Genomic DNA, 14,249 nt, shown 5'->3' with positions numbered 1-14,249 from the left:
ATCATCTGTCCCCGTCGGCCACGCCGGCCTCGTCCAGGATGCCGGGAAGGGCCTGAAGAAGCGCCTCCACTTCGTCGTCACCGAGGTTCAGCGGCGGCATGAGCCGTACGACATCGGGGGCGGGCGCGTTCACCAGGAAACCGGCGTCCTGAGCCGCCTGCTGCACGCGGGCGGCGAGCGGCTCGGTGAGCACGATACCCAGGAGCAGGCCCGCGCCCCGGACATAATCGATCAGCGGGTGGCCGAGGCCCTCGATGCCGTCACGCAACTTCTCGCTCTGCCGCTTGACATTCTCCAGCAACCCGTCGTTCGCGATGGTGTCCAGCACGGCCAGCCCCGCGGCGCACGCGACGGGGTTCCCGCCGAAGGTCGTCCCGTGGTGACCGGGCTGCAGCAGCTCCGCCGCCCGCCCGAACGCGACCGTCGCACCCAGCGGCAGCCCGCCGCCGAGCTGCTTGGCGAGGGTGACGACGTCCGGGAGGACGCCCTCGTGGGCCTGGTACTCGAACCAGTGCCCGGTACGGCCGATGCCGGTCTGCACCTCGTCGAGGACGAGCAGCGCCCCCGTGGAGGCCGTGATCGCCCGAGCCGCCTTCAGGTATCCGGCGGGCGGCACCACGACGCCGAGCTCTCCCTGGATCGGCTCGATGATCACCAGAGCCGTCTCCTCCGTCACCGCCGCGGCGAGCGCCTGCGCGTCGCCGAACGGCACGTGGGTGACGTCACCGGGCAGCGGCAGGAACGGCTCCCGCTTGCCGGGCTGCCCGGTCATCGCGAGGGCGCCCATGGTACGGCCGTGGAAACCGCCCTCGGTGGCGACGATGTGGGTGCGCCCGGTCAGCCGGCCGATCTTGAACGCGGCCTCGTTGGCCTCGGCGCCGGAGTTGCAGAAGAAAACCCGGCCGTCCCGGCCGAAGAGCTGGAGCAGCCGTTCCGCGAGCGCGAGGGTCGGCTCCGCCATGAAGAAGTTGGAGATGTGGCCGAGGGACGCGATCTGCTTGCTGACCGCCTCGACGATCGCCGGGTGTGCATGGCCCAGCGCGTTGGTCGCGATGCCGCCGACGAAGTCGAGGTACCGCCTGCCCTCGGCGTCCCAGACCATGAGGCCCTCACCGCGCACGAGGGGGAGCCGCGGGGTGCCGTAGTTGTTCATGAGCGAGCCCTGCCACCGCTGGGCGTACTCCTGGTTCCCGGTCATTGCGCGTCCCCCTCTGGCGCGTCCGGCACGACCATCGTGCCGATTCCCTCGTCGGTGAAGATCTCCAGCAGGATCGAGTGCTGGACCCGGCCGTCGATCACCCGGGCGGTGTTCACACCGTTGCGCACGGCGTGCAGACAGCCCTCCATCTTCGGCACCATGCCGGAGCTCAACTCCGGCAGCAGCTTCTCCAGTTGGGAAGCGGTGAGGCGGCTGATCACCTCGTCGGAGTTGGGCCAGTCCTCGTAGAGACCCTCGACGTCCGTGAGGACCATGAGGGTTTCGGCGCCCAGCGCAGCAGCGAGTGCCGCAGCCGCCGTATCAGCATTGACGTTGTAGACATGTCCGTCGTCCTGGGAACGGGCGATCGACGAGACGACCGGGATCCGGCCGTCGGCCAGCAGTGCCTCGATCGCGCCCGTGTCGATGTCGGTGATCTCGCCGACCCGCCCGATGTCGACCAACTCGCCGTCGATCTCGGGCTGGTGCTTGGTGGCGGTGATGGTGTGCGCGTCCTCGCCGGTCAACCCGACGGCGAGCGGCCCGTGTTCGTTGAGCAGGCCGACCAGCTCGCGCTGCACCTGCCCGGCGAGGACCATGCGTACGACGTCCATGGCGTCCTCGGTGGTGACGCGCAGGCCGGCCTTGAACTCGCTGACGATGCCGTGCTTGTCGAGGGCGGCGCTGATCTGCGGGCCGCCGCCGTGCACGACGACCGGCTTGAGGCCGGCGTGGTGCAGGAACACGACGTCCTGGGCGAACGCGGCCTTCAGCTCCTCGTCGATCATGGCGTTGCCGCCGAACTTGATCACGACGGTCTTGCCGTTGTGCCGGACCAGCCAGGGCAGCGCTTCGATGAGGATCTGGGCCTTGGGAAGGGCGGTGTGCTTCCGCGCGGGTACGTTGCTCATGAGGAGTAGGCGCTGTTCTCGTGGACGTAGTCGGCGGTCAGGTCGTTGGTCCAGATGGTGGCCGTCTCGGAGCCGGCGGCGAGGTCGGCGACGATGTGCACCTCGCGGTAGCGCATGTCGACCTTCTCGCGGTCCTCGCCGACGCCGCCGTTCTTGCACACCCAGATGCCGTTGATGGCGACGTTGAGCCGGTCGGGCTCGAAGGCGGCGGACGTCGTGCCGATCGCGGACAGGACACGGCCCCAGTTGGGGTCCTCGCCATGGATCGCGCACTTGAGGAGGTTGTTGCGGGCGATGGAGCGGCCCACCTCCACCGCGTCGTCCTCGGTCGCGGCGTTGATCACCTCGACCCGGATGTCCTTGCTCGCGCCCTCGGCGTCCCGGATCAGCTGCTGTCCGAGGTCGTCGCAGACGGCCCGTACGGCCTCGGCGAACTCGTCGTAGGCGGGGGTGATCCCCGAGGCGCCCGACGAGAGCAGCAGCACGGTGTCGTTGGTGGACATGCAGCCGTCGGAGTCGACGCGGTCGAAGGTGACCTTGGTGGCGGCGCGCAGGGCCTTGTCGAGTACGTCGTTGTCGAGCTCGGCGTCGGTGGTGAGGACGACGAGCATGGTGGCGAGGCCCGGGGCGAGCATGCCGGCGCCCTTCGCCATCCCGCCGACGGTCCAGCCGTCCTTCGTCACGACGGACGTCTTGTGGACGGTGTCGGTGGTCTTGATGGCGATGGCGGCCTTCTCACCGCCGTGCTCGGAGAGCTGTTCGGCGGCGGTCTCGACGCCGGGGAGCAGCTTGTCCATGGGCAGCAGCACTCCGATGAGGCCCGTGGAACAGACGGCGACCTCGATGGCGCCCCGGCCGAGCACCTCGGCCACCTTCTCGGCGGTGGCGTGGGTGTCCTGGAAGCCCTTCGGGCCCGTACAGGCGTTGGCGCCACCGGAGTTGAGGACGACGGCGGAGACCTGACCGCTCTTCAGGACCTGCTCGGACCACAGGACGGGTGCGGCCTTCACACGGTTGGAGGTGAAGACGCCGGCGGCGGCGCGGCGCGGGCCGTTGGTGACCACGAGGGCCAGGTCCGGGTTGCCGTTCTCCTTGATCCCGGCGGCGATGCCCGCCGCCGTGAATCCCTTTGCTGCCGTGACACTCACGGTGCGACTCCGATCGTGGAAAGCCCGGTGTTCTCGTGAAACCCGAGGGCGATGTTCATGCTCTGGACGGCGCCGCCGGCCGTGCCCTTGGTCAGGTTGTCGATGGCGCTGATCGCGATGATGCGGTTCGCGGCGGCGTCGAATGCGACCTGCACCTGAACGGCGTTCGAACCGTAGACGGACGCCGTGGCGGGCCACTGCCCCTCGGGCAGGAGGTGGACGAAGGGCTCGTCGGCGAAGGCCTTCTCGTACGCGGCGCGGACGGACTCGGCGGTGACGCCGTCCTGCGCGGAGGCGGTGCAGGTGGCGAGGATGCCGCGCGGCATCGGGGCGAGGGTCGGGGTGAAGGAGACCGAGACCCGCTCGCCTGCGGTCGCGCTGAGGTTCTGGGTGATCTCGGGCGTGTGGCGGTGGCCGCCGCCGACGCCGTACGGCGACATGGAGCCCATCACCTCGCTGCCCAGCAGATGGGGCTTGAGGGCCTTGCCCGCGCCGGAGGTGCCGGAGGCGGCGACGATCACGGCCTCGGGCCGGGCGAGTCCGGCGGCGTAGGCCGGGAAGAGGGCGAGGGAGACGGCGGTGGGGTAGCAGCCGGGTACCGCGATGCGCTTGGACCCCTCCAGCGCGGCGCGGCCACCCGGCAGTTCGGGAAGGCCGTACGGCCAGGTGCCGGCGTGCGGGGAGCCGTAGAACTTCTCCCAGTCACCGGCGTCCTTCAGCCGGAAGTCGGCGCCCATGTCGACGACCAGCACGTCCGGGCCGAGCTGCTCGGCGACGGCGGCGGACTGCCCGTGCGGCAGGGCGAGGAAGACGACGTCATGGCCGGCCAGTACCTCGGCCGTGGTCTCCTGGAGCACGCGGTCGGCGAGCGGCAGCAGATGCGGCTGCAGTGATCCGAGCCTCTGTCCCGCGTTCGAGTGGCCGGTCAGGGCCCCCACCTCGACCTCGGGGTGCGCCAGGAGCAGACGCAGCAGTTCCCCGCCCGCGTATCCGCTCGCTCCGGCCACTGCCGCACGTACCGCCATGGAATCCTCCTCCTAGAGGGCATGACTATACGTTTCGATGTACGTTTATGCAATCTCCGCCGGCATTCGCGCCGGTGGCGCTGAGAACCGGATCCCAACTGGAGACGCCCACCCATGAATGCGCCACCATCGTCACCTGCAGCGGAGCGTACCGACGGATCATCCGTCCGGATCGGCGCTCTCGTTCCGCTCACTCGGCCTGGCTGGGTCGCGGCCGGCCGACATCTGCTCGCCGGACTCGAGCTGGCCGTTCGCGACGTCAATGACGCAGGCGGGATCGGCGGAAGACCGCTCGAGCTGCTGGTCCGGGACACCGCGGCCGATCCGCGGAGGGCCGCGGCGGCCGTGGACGAACTGGCTCGCCTGGGCGTGGCTGCCTTGGCGGGGGAATATCACAGCGTCGTCGCTCGCGCCGCTGCCGCCAGGACCGATGCCCTCGGCCTGCCGTTCCTCTGCTCGTCAGCGGTCCTCGACGCGCTCACCGAACAGCCGACGCAATGGGTCGCCCGCCTCTGCCCGGCGCAGTCGCACGGTTGGCAGATCTACGCGGACTTCCTCCTCGGCGCGGGCCACAGTCGTATCGCCGTGGCAGTCCAGCCGAGTGTCTACTGGGCATCCGGAGTCGGCATCCTCCGGAACTACCTGGCTCCACGCGGCGGCACCGTCGACGAGCTCGACATGAGCGCGCTCGCCCCCACGGCCGTGTGCGACGCACTCGTCGACAACGGCGCGACAGCCCTGCTCCTTCTGGTCGGCCACCCGGAGCCGGCGGTGCCGATCGTCAAGGCCGTCCGCCGCGACCCGCGCCTCACCGAGATCATGATCGGTGCGCCGGCCGGACAACCGGAGTTCGCCGAGTGGGCGACGCTACTGGGCGGCGACGGCGCCGGGATCCCGTACCTGCGCTACCTGCCCGAGCGCTTCAGCCCCCTGGGCGCGCGCATCGAGACCGCCCTCCACGAGCGGCTGGCCGAAGCGCCCTCCTTCGTCGCCTTCGAGGGCTACGACACGGTCACCGTCCTCGCCGATGTGCTGCGGTCCCACGGCTCGGACCGGGCGCGCATTGCCGAATCCTGGCCGCGCGTCGCAGTCGAGGGCACCCGCGGGAAGATCCGGTTCTCCCGCACGCCGGGCATCAGCGTGTGGCAGTGGGCCTGGCCGCCGGTCCAGGTCGTTGATCGAGATCCGGCCGAACCCGATCGCTTTCGGATCCTGCACGCCGGCTGAGAGGACACGAGGTCCGACTGCCCAGTCCTGTCCGAGCGTGGATCCGAGCGTGGAGCGGCGGCAGTCGGACCGGCATCAAGATCTGTCCCGGGTCGCGCCCAGGCCCGAGATCACCGGCTAGGACGGCGGCTCGAGGTCGACCGGCAGAGTCGTCGCCGTGCCCGCCGGCCGCTTCAGCGAGAAGGTCTGCTTGTACGTGGCCCCTTCTTCGCAGGTCACGGTGGCCGTCGGCTTCTGGCTCTTCTTGGGGACATTCTTGAGGGTGATCGTGTACTCGCCGGTGTCCACCACGTCCGTGCTCTTGTCGGTGCGGGTCTCCTGGGCGGTCTTGATGGTCACTCTGACGGGGGAGGTTCCGTCCTCACAGTCGTCGACGGACCCCGTGACCGTGACCTTCGGGCTGTTGGGGTCGGCTCCCGCCTGGTTCGCCGCCGCGAGTGAGCCCACGACCGTCAGCGGGAGTACCGCCGCGACGGTGAGAATTGCGACGCGATTGCGCATGACTTCTCCTCGGCATGTCGGCTGTCCTTCGCACCCAACATCCGACTTCGCCGCGATGTGATCAAGGGGAACGGTTACCCACCGGCGCCGGGGTAGGACTACCCACAGCGCCCCCTCCCGCACCGTTCTCGACGCTCACCACACCTGGTCGGTGAGACCGTGCTCGATCGCGAGCCGAGCGAGGTCGAACCTGCGTCGCGTCCCCGTCTTCTCACCGATCCGGTCGAGATGGGAATGGACGGTGTGCTTGCTGATACGGAGCCTGGAGGCGATCTCATCATCCGTCGCACCGTTGGCGAGAAGGCGCAGGACCTCCTGCTCCCGGTTCGTGAAGCGCGGAGAATCCGCCAGCAGACGGCTGGCGGGCGCGGACACATAGCAGTGCCCCGCTCCCACGAGCCGAATCGCCGTGAGCAGTTCGTCGCCCTCGGCCTGCCGGCTCACATAGCCGCCGGCACCGGCCCTGATCACCTCAACCGCGTCGATCTGCGGAGAGGACGACACGATGACGACGGCATGCCCGCGTTCCCGCAGCTCCGCCGCGGCTGCGGCCAGTCGCCGTCCCGATTGCTGGAGGTCCACCAACACCACGTCCGCCCCGCGCAGCCCACCGTCGGCCCCCGGGACCGACGACGCGGCCACCACCAGATGGAGATCGGGGGCGCCGCCGATCAGCTGCGAAGCCCCGTGACGGAAGACCGGACAGTCCCCGATGACCGCGACACCCACGGACCCGTTACTCATTCGGTGCTCACAGGCGGCCGCAACCACTCATGGGAGGCCTCCGATCTCGCGTGCGGTACCCGGCCCTCAGTCTCGACGCCCCGAAGCCCCCCGGCCCGCCGGACTCACCCGTCCGGGTCCACCAGGCTCGGCGGTGGGCCGCTGCCACCCGGGCAACGACCCACCGACGGAACCGGCTCCGCGGACCTTGCGCGGACTACCTCTGCTTGATCCGCAGGAAGGTGACCGAGTTCGGCGGGAAGGTGTACGTGAACTTCTCGGCGACCCCCGAGAAGGTGGACGTAGCCGGGGCGACCGGCGTGTCCGTCTCGGTGTTCACCGCGTCCTGGTCGGCGGCGAGAGTGGTCACCCGGGCCGTGGCGGCGACGCGGGCGGTGCCCAGGTCGATGGCCGTACGGGCCTGGGCGGACTGGGCGTTGACGACCTTGACGATCAGGTCACCGGTCCGGGCGTCCTTGGTAACGACCTGGCGGAACGGCTCGGCCGGCTTGTCGTCGGTGAAGCTGCCCCACTCCTGGCCGTCCAGGTAGAGGGTGACCTGGCGGCCGCGCACCTTGATGTCGATGTCGTAGGCGCGCCCCGTCTCGATGGACCCGGCCTTGGTCATCAGCGTGCCCTTGCCGCCGTCCACGGCCTGCTCGACGGCGGACTGGGTGTTGTTCCAGCCACCGAGGTTCCACCAGTAGTAGTTGCCGGTGTCCTTGACGCCGAAGGCGACGAGGAAGCCCTCCTTGCCGGACTTCTTGGTGGCCTTCACATGCAGGTCGTAGTCGTGCCAGGACGGGTCACCGGCCGACACCATGGTGTTCTCGGCGGCGGCGTCCGTCTGGACGTACTGGCCGTCCTGGACGCTCCAGCTGCCGGTGCCGTTGTGCGTCCACTTCGTCCCGTCACCGGAGAAGTCGTCGCTCAGCAGGGTCGAGCCGTCCGCCGCGGTGACCTTCACGTCGTCGTACGCGGCGCTGGTCGCCCAGGTCGACAGTCCGACGGCACCGGTGATCGGGCCGCTGACGTTCGGCGTGGTCGTGGCCTTCGACGGGACGACCCGGTCGCCGACGTTGTTCATGAACAGCTTCTGGACCTCGTAGTTGGTCGAGTTCCAGGAGGCGCGGTTGTTGAACCAGATCAGGTCCGGGCGCCACTGGACGTAGTCCTCGTTGGCGAGCAGCGGGGCGTACGAGGCGAGCTTGACGACGTCCGCGTTGCGTTCCAGGCCGGTCATGAACGCGGCTTCGGCGAGACCGTTCTTCCAGGCGTTGCCCTGGGAGGCGTACTCGCCGAGGAAGACCTTCGGGCCGCCGCGGTCGTAGGAGTCGTAGCGGTCGTTGTTCTGCAGGAACCAGTTCGGGTTGTTGTAGTAGTGCTCGTCGACCATGTCGACGTTCGCCTCGCGGTTCAGCTTCCAGGCGGTGTCGAAGGTCGTGCCGCTGTCGTCCGGACCGGAGTTGGAGATGACCGTGATGTCCGGGTACTTGGCCTCGATGGCGGCGCGGAACCGCTGGAAGCGGGCGAAGAACTCGTTGGGGAGGTTCTCCTCGTTGCCGACTCCGATGTGGGTGAGGTGGAAGGGCTTGGGGTGGCCCATCTCGGCGCGCACCTTGCCCCACTTGGAGGTCGCCGGGCCGCCTGCGAACTCGATGAGGTCGAGGGTGTCCTGGATGTGCCGCTTGAGCAGCGCCTCGTCGTCGACGGCCTTGTTCTGGCCGCAGCCGGTCACCAGGGCCGGTACGACGGGCAGCGGCATGGCGCCGATGTCCTCGGAGAAGCGGAAGTACTCGTAGTAGCCGAGGCCGTAGCTCTGGTTGTAGCCCCAGAAGTTGGCGTTGGTGGCGCGCTCCTCGACCGGGCCGATGGTGTCCTTCCACTGGTAGGAGCGCTTGCGCTGCCAGCCCGAGGCCTCGCTGTAGTCCTCCATCGAACCCGTGTTGACCAGGCAGCCGCCGGGGAAGCGCACGAAGCCCGGCTTCAGGGCGGCGATCTTCTCGGCGAGGTCCTTGCGCAGGCCGTTCGGCTGGTTCTTGTAGGTGTCGCGCGGGAACAGCGACACCATGTCAAGGGCCGCCGCGTTCGTGGCGGCGACGGCGAGGCGGCCGCGGTTGCTGGTGCGGGTGGCGGTGAACGTGGCCCTGTACTTGGCCCAGCCGCCCTTGACGGCGACCTGGCGGGCGGTCGCCAGCGCGCCGGCGGCGTCCTTGAGCGTGACGCTCAACGTGCTGCCGTTCTCGGCCCGGGCCCACACCGAGAAGTCGTACCGCTTGCCCTGCTCCACCCGGATCCCGGTGTTGTAACCGGCGTTCGTGACGGCCGAACCGGCGCCCAGGGAAAGGTAGTTGCGGTTGTGCTCGCCCAGCCGGCCGGCGTCGTTCACGACCTGCCCGGTGCCGTCAACGGTCCAGGAGGTGAGGGGCGTGTACGACCGGTTGTCGTCCGTGGAGTACTCGAAGGACCGGTTCTGCACGAGCTCGGCGTACAGACCGCCGTCCGCGGCCCGGTTGATGTCCTCGAAGAAGACGCCGTACATCGTGTCGTCGATCTTCGCGCCCTGGGTGGTGGGGTCGACGGTGATGGCGTAGTCGGTGACGTCCTCGGCGTGGGCGGGGGCGGGGATGAGGCCGGCCGCCACCAGGAAGGCGGTGGTGGCGACGCCGTATCTCCAGCGCGTGCGTGACATGGACACTCCGCGGCTCGATGTTCGAAATATCAGACATTGATCAGCACTTCGAACGGCAAGATAGGGAGGGGGATTTGAGAGCGTCAACAGGTCGGGCGGTATCGAAAGTGTCGGAAGCGGTGGGAGGTGAGCGACGGATGGGCGAGTTCTGGCCGGTTCCGGATGTGCTGACCTATCTGGCCGGGAGCTGGCGGGTCGAGCGAACCGTGCGGGACCTCGCGAGCGGGGAGGAAGGGGAGTTCTCCGGTACGACGGTTTTCGGCCGACTGGAGAACGGCGGGCTGCTGCACGAGGAGTCCGGCACTTTCCGCTGGCGGGGCGTCGGGCGCCCCGCCGAGCGGACGCTGCGCTTCCTGCCGGGCGTGACGCCGGGCACCGTGGAGGTGCGGTTCGCCGACGGACGACACTTCCACGACCTGGACCTGACCTGCGGGCGGCACATCGCCGACCACCCCTGCTCCGCCGACCTCTACCGGGGCGAGTTCACCGTCCGGGACGAGGACCACTGGCGGACGGTGTGGCGGGTGCGCGGCCCGGCCAAGGAACTCGTCCTCAGTACCGACTACGCGCGCGAGGGCTGAGCCTGCGCCCCGTCGAAGCGGAGGTTCCAGCGGCCCGCCCGGCCGGTCACGGTGGTCGTCGACAGGGGGCGCACGTCGAGGTTCCAGTAGGTAGCCGGCGGCGCCTTCAGCGCGTACACCAGGGCGGCGCGGATGACTGAGGGTTCGGCCACGGCGACGATCCGGCCGCCGTCCTCCACGGGCCGGGTGTCGAGCCAGCCGCCCACACGTGAGATGAACGCGATCAGCGACTCACCGCCGTGCGGCGTGGCGCGCGGGTCGGCCAGCCAAGCGTCCACCGCCTCCGGCTCCCGGGCCATCGCCTCGCCGAGGGTCAGCCCCCGCCAGCGACCCATGTCACAGTCGCGCAGGGCGAGTTGCACCAGCGGGGCATAGCCGAGGGCGTCACCGGTGGCACGGCTGCGCGGGGTCGGTGAGCAGTAGCGCAGCTCGGCGGCCGCCAGGGGCAGCAGGTCGCGCGCGACGCCCTGCACCTCGTCCCAGCCGGCCTGGTCCAGCGGCCGGTCGTCCTCGAAGCGCTCGGCGAGCAGCGGTGAGCTGCGCGCTGCGGCGACGAACGTGACCCGAAGTGGCATGCGGCGATGGTGTGTCGCGAAGGTGCGCAGGTCAAGAGGCGTTGTGGAGGCGTCACCGAGGGTTGGTGGAACCTTACTGCGGGGTCAGGATCAGGCGGACAAGTCGCCGGAAATCGAGCTGTTGGAAGTTCAAGTACAGCGACCGGAGTTGTCAGAAGTGGAGCGTCATCCACTGGTCCGGCCTCTCCAGCGGCGCGAACCCGAGCTTCTCGTAGACGCCGTGCGCGTCGTGCGTCGCGAGCAGCATCCGCTTCAGCCCGTACGGCCGCAGGTGCTCGCGCACACCCCCGACGAGTGCCGTCCCGATCCCCTTGCCGCGCACCGAGGGATCGACGTACACATCGCACAGCCACGCGAAGGTCGCCCGATCAGTGATGACCCGGGCATACGCCACCTGCTCCCCCGAGACCGTCACGTACACCCCGAAGTTCAGCGAGCCCTCGATCGCCCGGTCCTGCTTCTCCCGCGCCCGCCCGATCGCCCAGTACGCGTCGGTGGACAGCCACCGGTGCACACGCTCGGCGTCGATGCGGTCGGGGTCGGTCGAGATCTCGTAGCCCTCGGCGAGGGGCGGAGTGTCGGTCATGGGGCGAGATTCGCAGGCCGGGGGCGAGGGCGTCGAGCGGTTTTCCCCTGGCGGGCGGGGCGTTGTCAGTGGCGGGTGCGACGCTGCGGGCACGCCTGCACTTCGAGCCGCTCTTCGCCTGCACGACCACACCGAGACGGCGTTCGCCCTCGCCACCGCCTCACGGGCATACGCCTGCCTCTGGAACTCTTGGAGGAGGCGGAGTTCGCGTGCGGCCTCACACCGCTCCCCCGCACCTAGGCCCTGTCGTCAAATTCCCGCCTGCCCGGCGACGCCTGGCACGCACTCCCCCAGAGCCATCGAGGGCGGCTCCGGCGCCTTGCGATCGCACGCACCAGACGCCGCCGGGCCCGCCCTTCGGGCGGACGACGGGAATTTGACGACAGGACCTAGAGCACCTCGTCACACGCCGTACGGAGTCGCCGTACCCCCTCCGCGATCTCCCCCACCCCCGCCACCGCCGCGAAGCTCAACCGCACGTGACCGGCCGGGGGTTCCGCGCTGAAGTACGGGCGGCCCGGCGTGATCGCGACGCCCGCGCGCAGGGCGGCGGAGGTCAGGGCCGTCTCTTCGATGCCGTCGGGGAGGCGGAGCCACAGGTGGTAGCCGCCGGACGGGATGTGCGGGAGGGCGAGTTCGGGGAGGTCGAGGCGCAGGGCCGCCGTCATGGCGTCGCGGCGGGTCTTCAACTCGGCGGAGATCGCCCGCAGATGACGCGGCCAGGCGGGCGAGCCCACGAGTTCGAGCGCGGCCTCCTGCAGGGGCCGGGGCACGAAAAAGGTGTCGACGACCTGGATGGCGCGCAGCCGCTCCAGCACCGGGCCCCGGGCGGCGAGCGCGCTCAGCCGGAAGCTCGGCGAGGTCGCCTTGGTCAGTGAGCAGACATGGACGACGACGCCGTCGGGATCGTCGGCGGCCAGCGGACGCGGCAGCGGCCCCGCGTCCTCGTGCACCAGCCGTCGTACGAAGTCGTCCTCGGCGACGAAGGCGCCGGCCTCCCGCGCGATGCGCAGGACCTCGCCACGCCGCTCGGGGGCGAGCAGCGCACCGGTCGGGTTCTGGAACAGCGGCTGGCAGACGAACACCCGGGCGCCGGTCGCCCGGAAGGCGTCGGCGAGCAGCGACGGCCGTACCCCGTCCGGGTCGACCGGGACCGGGATCGGGCGCAGGCCGGCCGCGCGGGCGATCGCCAGCATGCCGGGGTACGTCGGTGACTCGACCAGCACCGGAGCGCCCGGCGGTGCGAGCGCCCGCAGCGCGGTCGTCAGGGCCGACTGACCGCCGGCGGTGATCAGCACCTCGGCCGCCGTGACCGGGCCGCCCGGCCCGCCGATGCTGCGCGCGAACCACTCCCGCAGCTCCGGCAACCCTTCCACGGGCGGCCTCCCCCACGCCCCGGGCCGGCGGCCGGCCCGCGACAGCGCGGCGGCCATCGCCCGCTCCGGCTGCAACGACTGGTGCAGATAGCCGCCGTTGAACTCGATCACGCCGGGCGGCGGGGCGGACAGCGTGGCCAGCACCCCGGAGGCGTCCACCGAGCGCGGTACGAGATCCGCGGCGGCGTCCGCGCTGAGCGTCACCTCCTGCCAGGAGGTGTCGCCGACCGGGGCGACCTGCGTACGAGGTTCGGCGCGAAAGGCTCCGGCGCCCGGCCGGGTGACCACCAGCCCCTCGGCGGCCAGCTGCGCCAGGGCACGGGAGACGGTCACCGGGCTCACCTTGAACCGCTCGACGAGAACCCGGCTCGACGGGAGCTTTCCACCCGGAGAGTAGCGGTCCAGCTCCCGTCGCAGCCGACTCGCCAGTTCACCGACGCTGCTACGCTCATGCATGAGAGCAGAGAATAGCGCTACCGACGGGACCTCGATAGCAGTCACCACCCCGACCGCGCCGACAGCGACAACAGCCCCGGGTGGAGCGACCACGGCACCCCTGCGCGGCACCCTCCAGGCCGCCCTCGGTGTCGCGGCCTTCTCCCTCACCTTCCCCGCCACCGCCTGGGGTCTGGAGGGTTTCGGCCCCTGGTCCCTGGTCGCCGTGCGCAGCGTGCTGGCCGCGCTGATCGCGGCGGGCTGTCTGCTCGCGTTGCGGGTGCCGCTTCCCGCCCGCCGACACTGGGCCGGCCTCGCGGTGGTCGCCGCCGGGGTGGTCCTCGGCTTCCCCCTCCTCACCACGCTCGCGCTCCAGACGTCCACCACCGCGCACGCCGCCGTCGTGGTCGGCCTGCTTCCGCTGACCACCGCCCTGTTCTCCGCCCTGCGCGTCGGCACCCGCCCGTCCCGCACCTTCTGGACGGCGGCGCTGGTGGGCGCGGGTGCCGTGGTCGCGTTCACCGTGCAGCAGAGCGGCGGCGCGCTGACCACGGCCGACCTGTATCTGTTCGCGGCGCTGCTGGTGTGCGCGGCCGGCTACACCGAGGGCGGTCGGCTGGCCCGGGTGATGCCTGGCTGGCAGGTGGTCGGCTGGGCGCTGGTGCTGTGTCTGCCGCTCACCGTCCCGGCCGCCGCCGTGGCGCTGTCGTACGAGCCCGTGCACCTGAACTGGCACGGCGTGACCGGACTGCTGTGGGTCGCGGCGGGCTCGCAGTTCCTCGGCCTGGTCGTCTGGTACCGGGGCATGGCGGCCATCGGCATCCCCAAGGCCAGCCAGTTGCAGTTGGCCCAGCCCCTGCTCACACTGGTGTGGTCGGTGCTGCTGCTGGGCGAGCACCTGACAGTGGCCGCCCCCCTCACGGCCGCGGCGGTACTCGTGTGCATCGCCGTGACCCAGCGGGCGCGTGGCTGAGCGGGCCGTACGACCCACTTCCAACCACCGCTCCACGCCGTAGACTCAAGGCCACGGACCGCTGCTCCCGCTCCTGGTGAGGAGGACCGACAGATGCGTGCAACCGTGGGCGACCAGCTTGTCCAGCACGGCAGGGTGGTCGGGCAACACGACAAGGTCGGCGAGATCGTCGAAGTCCTGGGCCAGGAGGGCAACCCTCCGTTCCGCGTCCGCTTCGAGGACGGTCACGAGGGGATCTGCTCCCCCGGCCCCGACACCGAGATCCGTCACAAGGACATCCACCGGACCGGGCGATAGG

14 protein-coding genes are annotated in these 14,249 nt (G+C 70.3%); 4 read left to right on the top strand and 10 right to left on the bottom strand.

What is annotated here, in order from left to right:
* Position 1 precedes the first annotated feature (1 nt).
* The 4 genes from IF78_RS0132180 to argC are packed head-to-tail and all read right to left on the bottom strand — an operon-like array spanning position 2 to position 4,282.
* Positions 2-1,198 (bottom strand): acetylornithine transaminase, encoded by a 1,197-nt coding sequence (locus IF78_RS0132180; protein ID WP_031486742.1) that lies wholly within the window; start codon positions 1,196-1,198, stop codon positions 2-4.
* Positions 1,195-2,109 carry an acetylglutamate kinase gene (argB, locus tag IF78_RS0132175; protein WP_031486741.1) on the bottom strand — a complete coding sequence of 305 codons (915 nt, stop codon included), beginning with the start codon at positions 2,107-2,109 and terminating at the stop codon, positions 1,195-1,197. The genes IF78_RS0132180 and argB overlap by 4 nt, the downstream gene beginning before the upstream one ends.
* A complete protein-coding gene (gene argJ, locus IF78_RS0132170; protein ID WP_031486740.1) occupies positions 2,106-3,257 on the bottom strand; it encodes a bifunctional glutamate N-acetyltransferase/amino-acid acetyltransferase ArgJ in 1,152 nt (383 codons plus the stop codon). The genes argB and argJ overlap by 4 nt, the downstream gene beginning before the upstream one ends.
* Positions 3,254-4,282 carry an N-acetyl-gamma-glutamyl-phosphate reductase gene (gene argC / locus IF78_RS0132165; protein ID WP_031486739.1) on the bottom strand — a complete coding sequence of 343 codons (1,029 nt, stop codon included), beginning with the start codon at positions 4,280-4,282 and terminating at the stop codon, positions 3,254-3,256. Before argC ends, argJ begins: the two co-directional genes overlap by 4 nt.
* 114 nt (positions 4,283-4,396) lie before the next feature.
* Between argC and IF78_RS0132160 the strand changes: the two genes are divergently transcribed.
* The gene (locus tag IF78_RS0132160) at positions 4,397-5,509 is read left to right on the top strand and encodes an ABC transporter substrate-binding protein (RefSeq protein ID WP_031486738.1); all 1,113 of its coding nucleotides are present in this window, start codon (positions 4,397-4,399) and stop codon (positions 5,507-5,509) included.
* Between the two features lie 117 nt (positions 5,510-5,626).
* Here IF78_RS0132160 and IF78_RS0132155 read toward each other — a convergent pair whose 3' ends face one another.
* The 3 genes from IF78_RS0132155 to IF78_RS0132145 all read right to left on the bottom strand — a co-directional run bounded on the left by IF78_RS0132155 (position 5,627) and on the right by IF78_RS0132145 (position 9,425).
* Positions 5,627-6,010 carry a hypothetical protein gene (locus IF78_RS0132155; protein ID WP_031486737.1) on the bottom strand — a complete coding sequence of 128 codons (384 nt, stop codon included), beginning with the start codon at positions 6,008-6,010 and terminating at the stop codon, positions 5,627-5,629.
* Positions 6,011-6,145: 135 nt separating this feature from the next.
* Entirely contained in the window at positions 6,146-6,754 is a 609-nt protein-coding gene (locus IF78_RS0132150; protein ID WP_031486736.1) for a response regulator transcription factor, read from the bottom strand.
* 196 nt (positions 6,755-6,950) lie between these two features.
* Entirely contained in the window at positions 6,951-9,425 is a 2,475-nt protein-coding gene (locus IF78_RS0132145) for an alpha-L-arabinofuranosidase C-terminal domain-containing protein (protein WP_031486735.1), read from the bottom strand.
* A gap of 137 nt (positions 9,426-9,562) precedes the next feature.
* Here IF78_RS0132145 and IF78_RS0132140 point away from each other — a divergent pair, with 137 nt between their 5' ends.
* The gene (locus IF78_RS0132140; RefSeq protein ID WP_031486734.1) at positions 9,563-10,006 is read left to right on the top strand and encodes a DUF6314 family protein; all 444 of its coding nucleotides are present in this window, start codon (positions 9,563-9,565) and stop codon (positions 10,004-10,006) included.
* Here the strand turns inward: IF78_RS0132140 and IF78_RS0132135 are convergent.
* The 3 genes from IF78_RS0132135 to IF78_RS0132125 form a co-directional block, all read right to left on the bottom strand.
* Complete coding sequence (locus tag IF78_RS0132135; RefSeq protein WP_031486733.1) at positions 9,988-10,581, bottom strand: histidine phosphatase family protein; 594 nt, start codon at positions 10,579-10,581, stop codon at positions 9,988-9,990. The genes IF78_RS0132140 and IF78_RS0132135 overlap by 19 nt on opposite strands.
* 151 nt (positions 10,582-10,732) lie before the next feature.
* Positions 10,733-11,167 (bottom strand): GNAT family N-acetyltransferase, encoded by a 435-nt coding sequence (locus tag IF78_RS0132130; protein WP_031486732.1) that lies wholly within the window; start codon positions 11,165-11,167, stop codon positions 10,733-10,735.
* A 389-nt stretch (positions 11,168-11,556) separates the two neighbouring features.
* On the bottom strand, positions 11,557-12,999 hold the full coding sequence (locus tag IF78_RS0132125) for an aminotransferase-like domain-containing protein (protein WP_031486731.1): 1,443 nt from the start codon (positions 12,997-12,999) through the stop codon (positions 11,557-11,559).
* Between IF78_RS0132125 and IF78_RS0132120 the strand changes: the two genes are divergently transcribed.
* Together IF78_RS0132120 and IF78_RS0132115 are read left to right on the top strand one after the other, a co-directional pair.
* Positions 12,998-13,951 carry a DMT family transporter gene (locus IF78_RS0132120; RefSeq protein ID WP_031486730.1) on the top strand — a complete coding sequence of 318 codons (954 nt, stop codon included), beginning with the start codon at positions 12,998-13,000 and terminating at the stop codon, positions 13,949-13,951. The two genes, IF78_RS0132125 and IF78_RS0132120, sit on opposite strands and share 2 nt — an antisense overlap.
* A gap of 93 nt (positions 13,952-14,044) precedes the next feature.
* Positions 14,045-14,248: a DUF1918 domain-containing protein gene (locus IF78_RS0132115; protein WP_031486729.1), complete on the top strand. Its 204-nt coding sequence runs from the start codon at positions 14,045-14,047 to the stop codon at positions 14,246-14,248.
* Position 14,249 lies beyond the last annotated feature (1 nt).

Origin of the sequence: Streptomyces bicolor (genome assembly GCF_000719285.1) — a bacterium.
GTDB classification, from domain to species: domain Bacteria; phylum Actinomycetota; class Actinomycetes; order Streptomycetales; family Streptomycetaceae; genus Streptomyces; species Streptomyces bicolor.
Note: the sequence above shows the minus strand (reverse complement) of the source record. Positions and strands in the feature narration are given on the sequence as shown.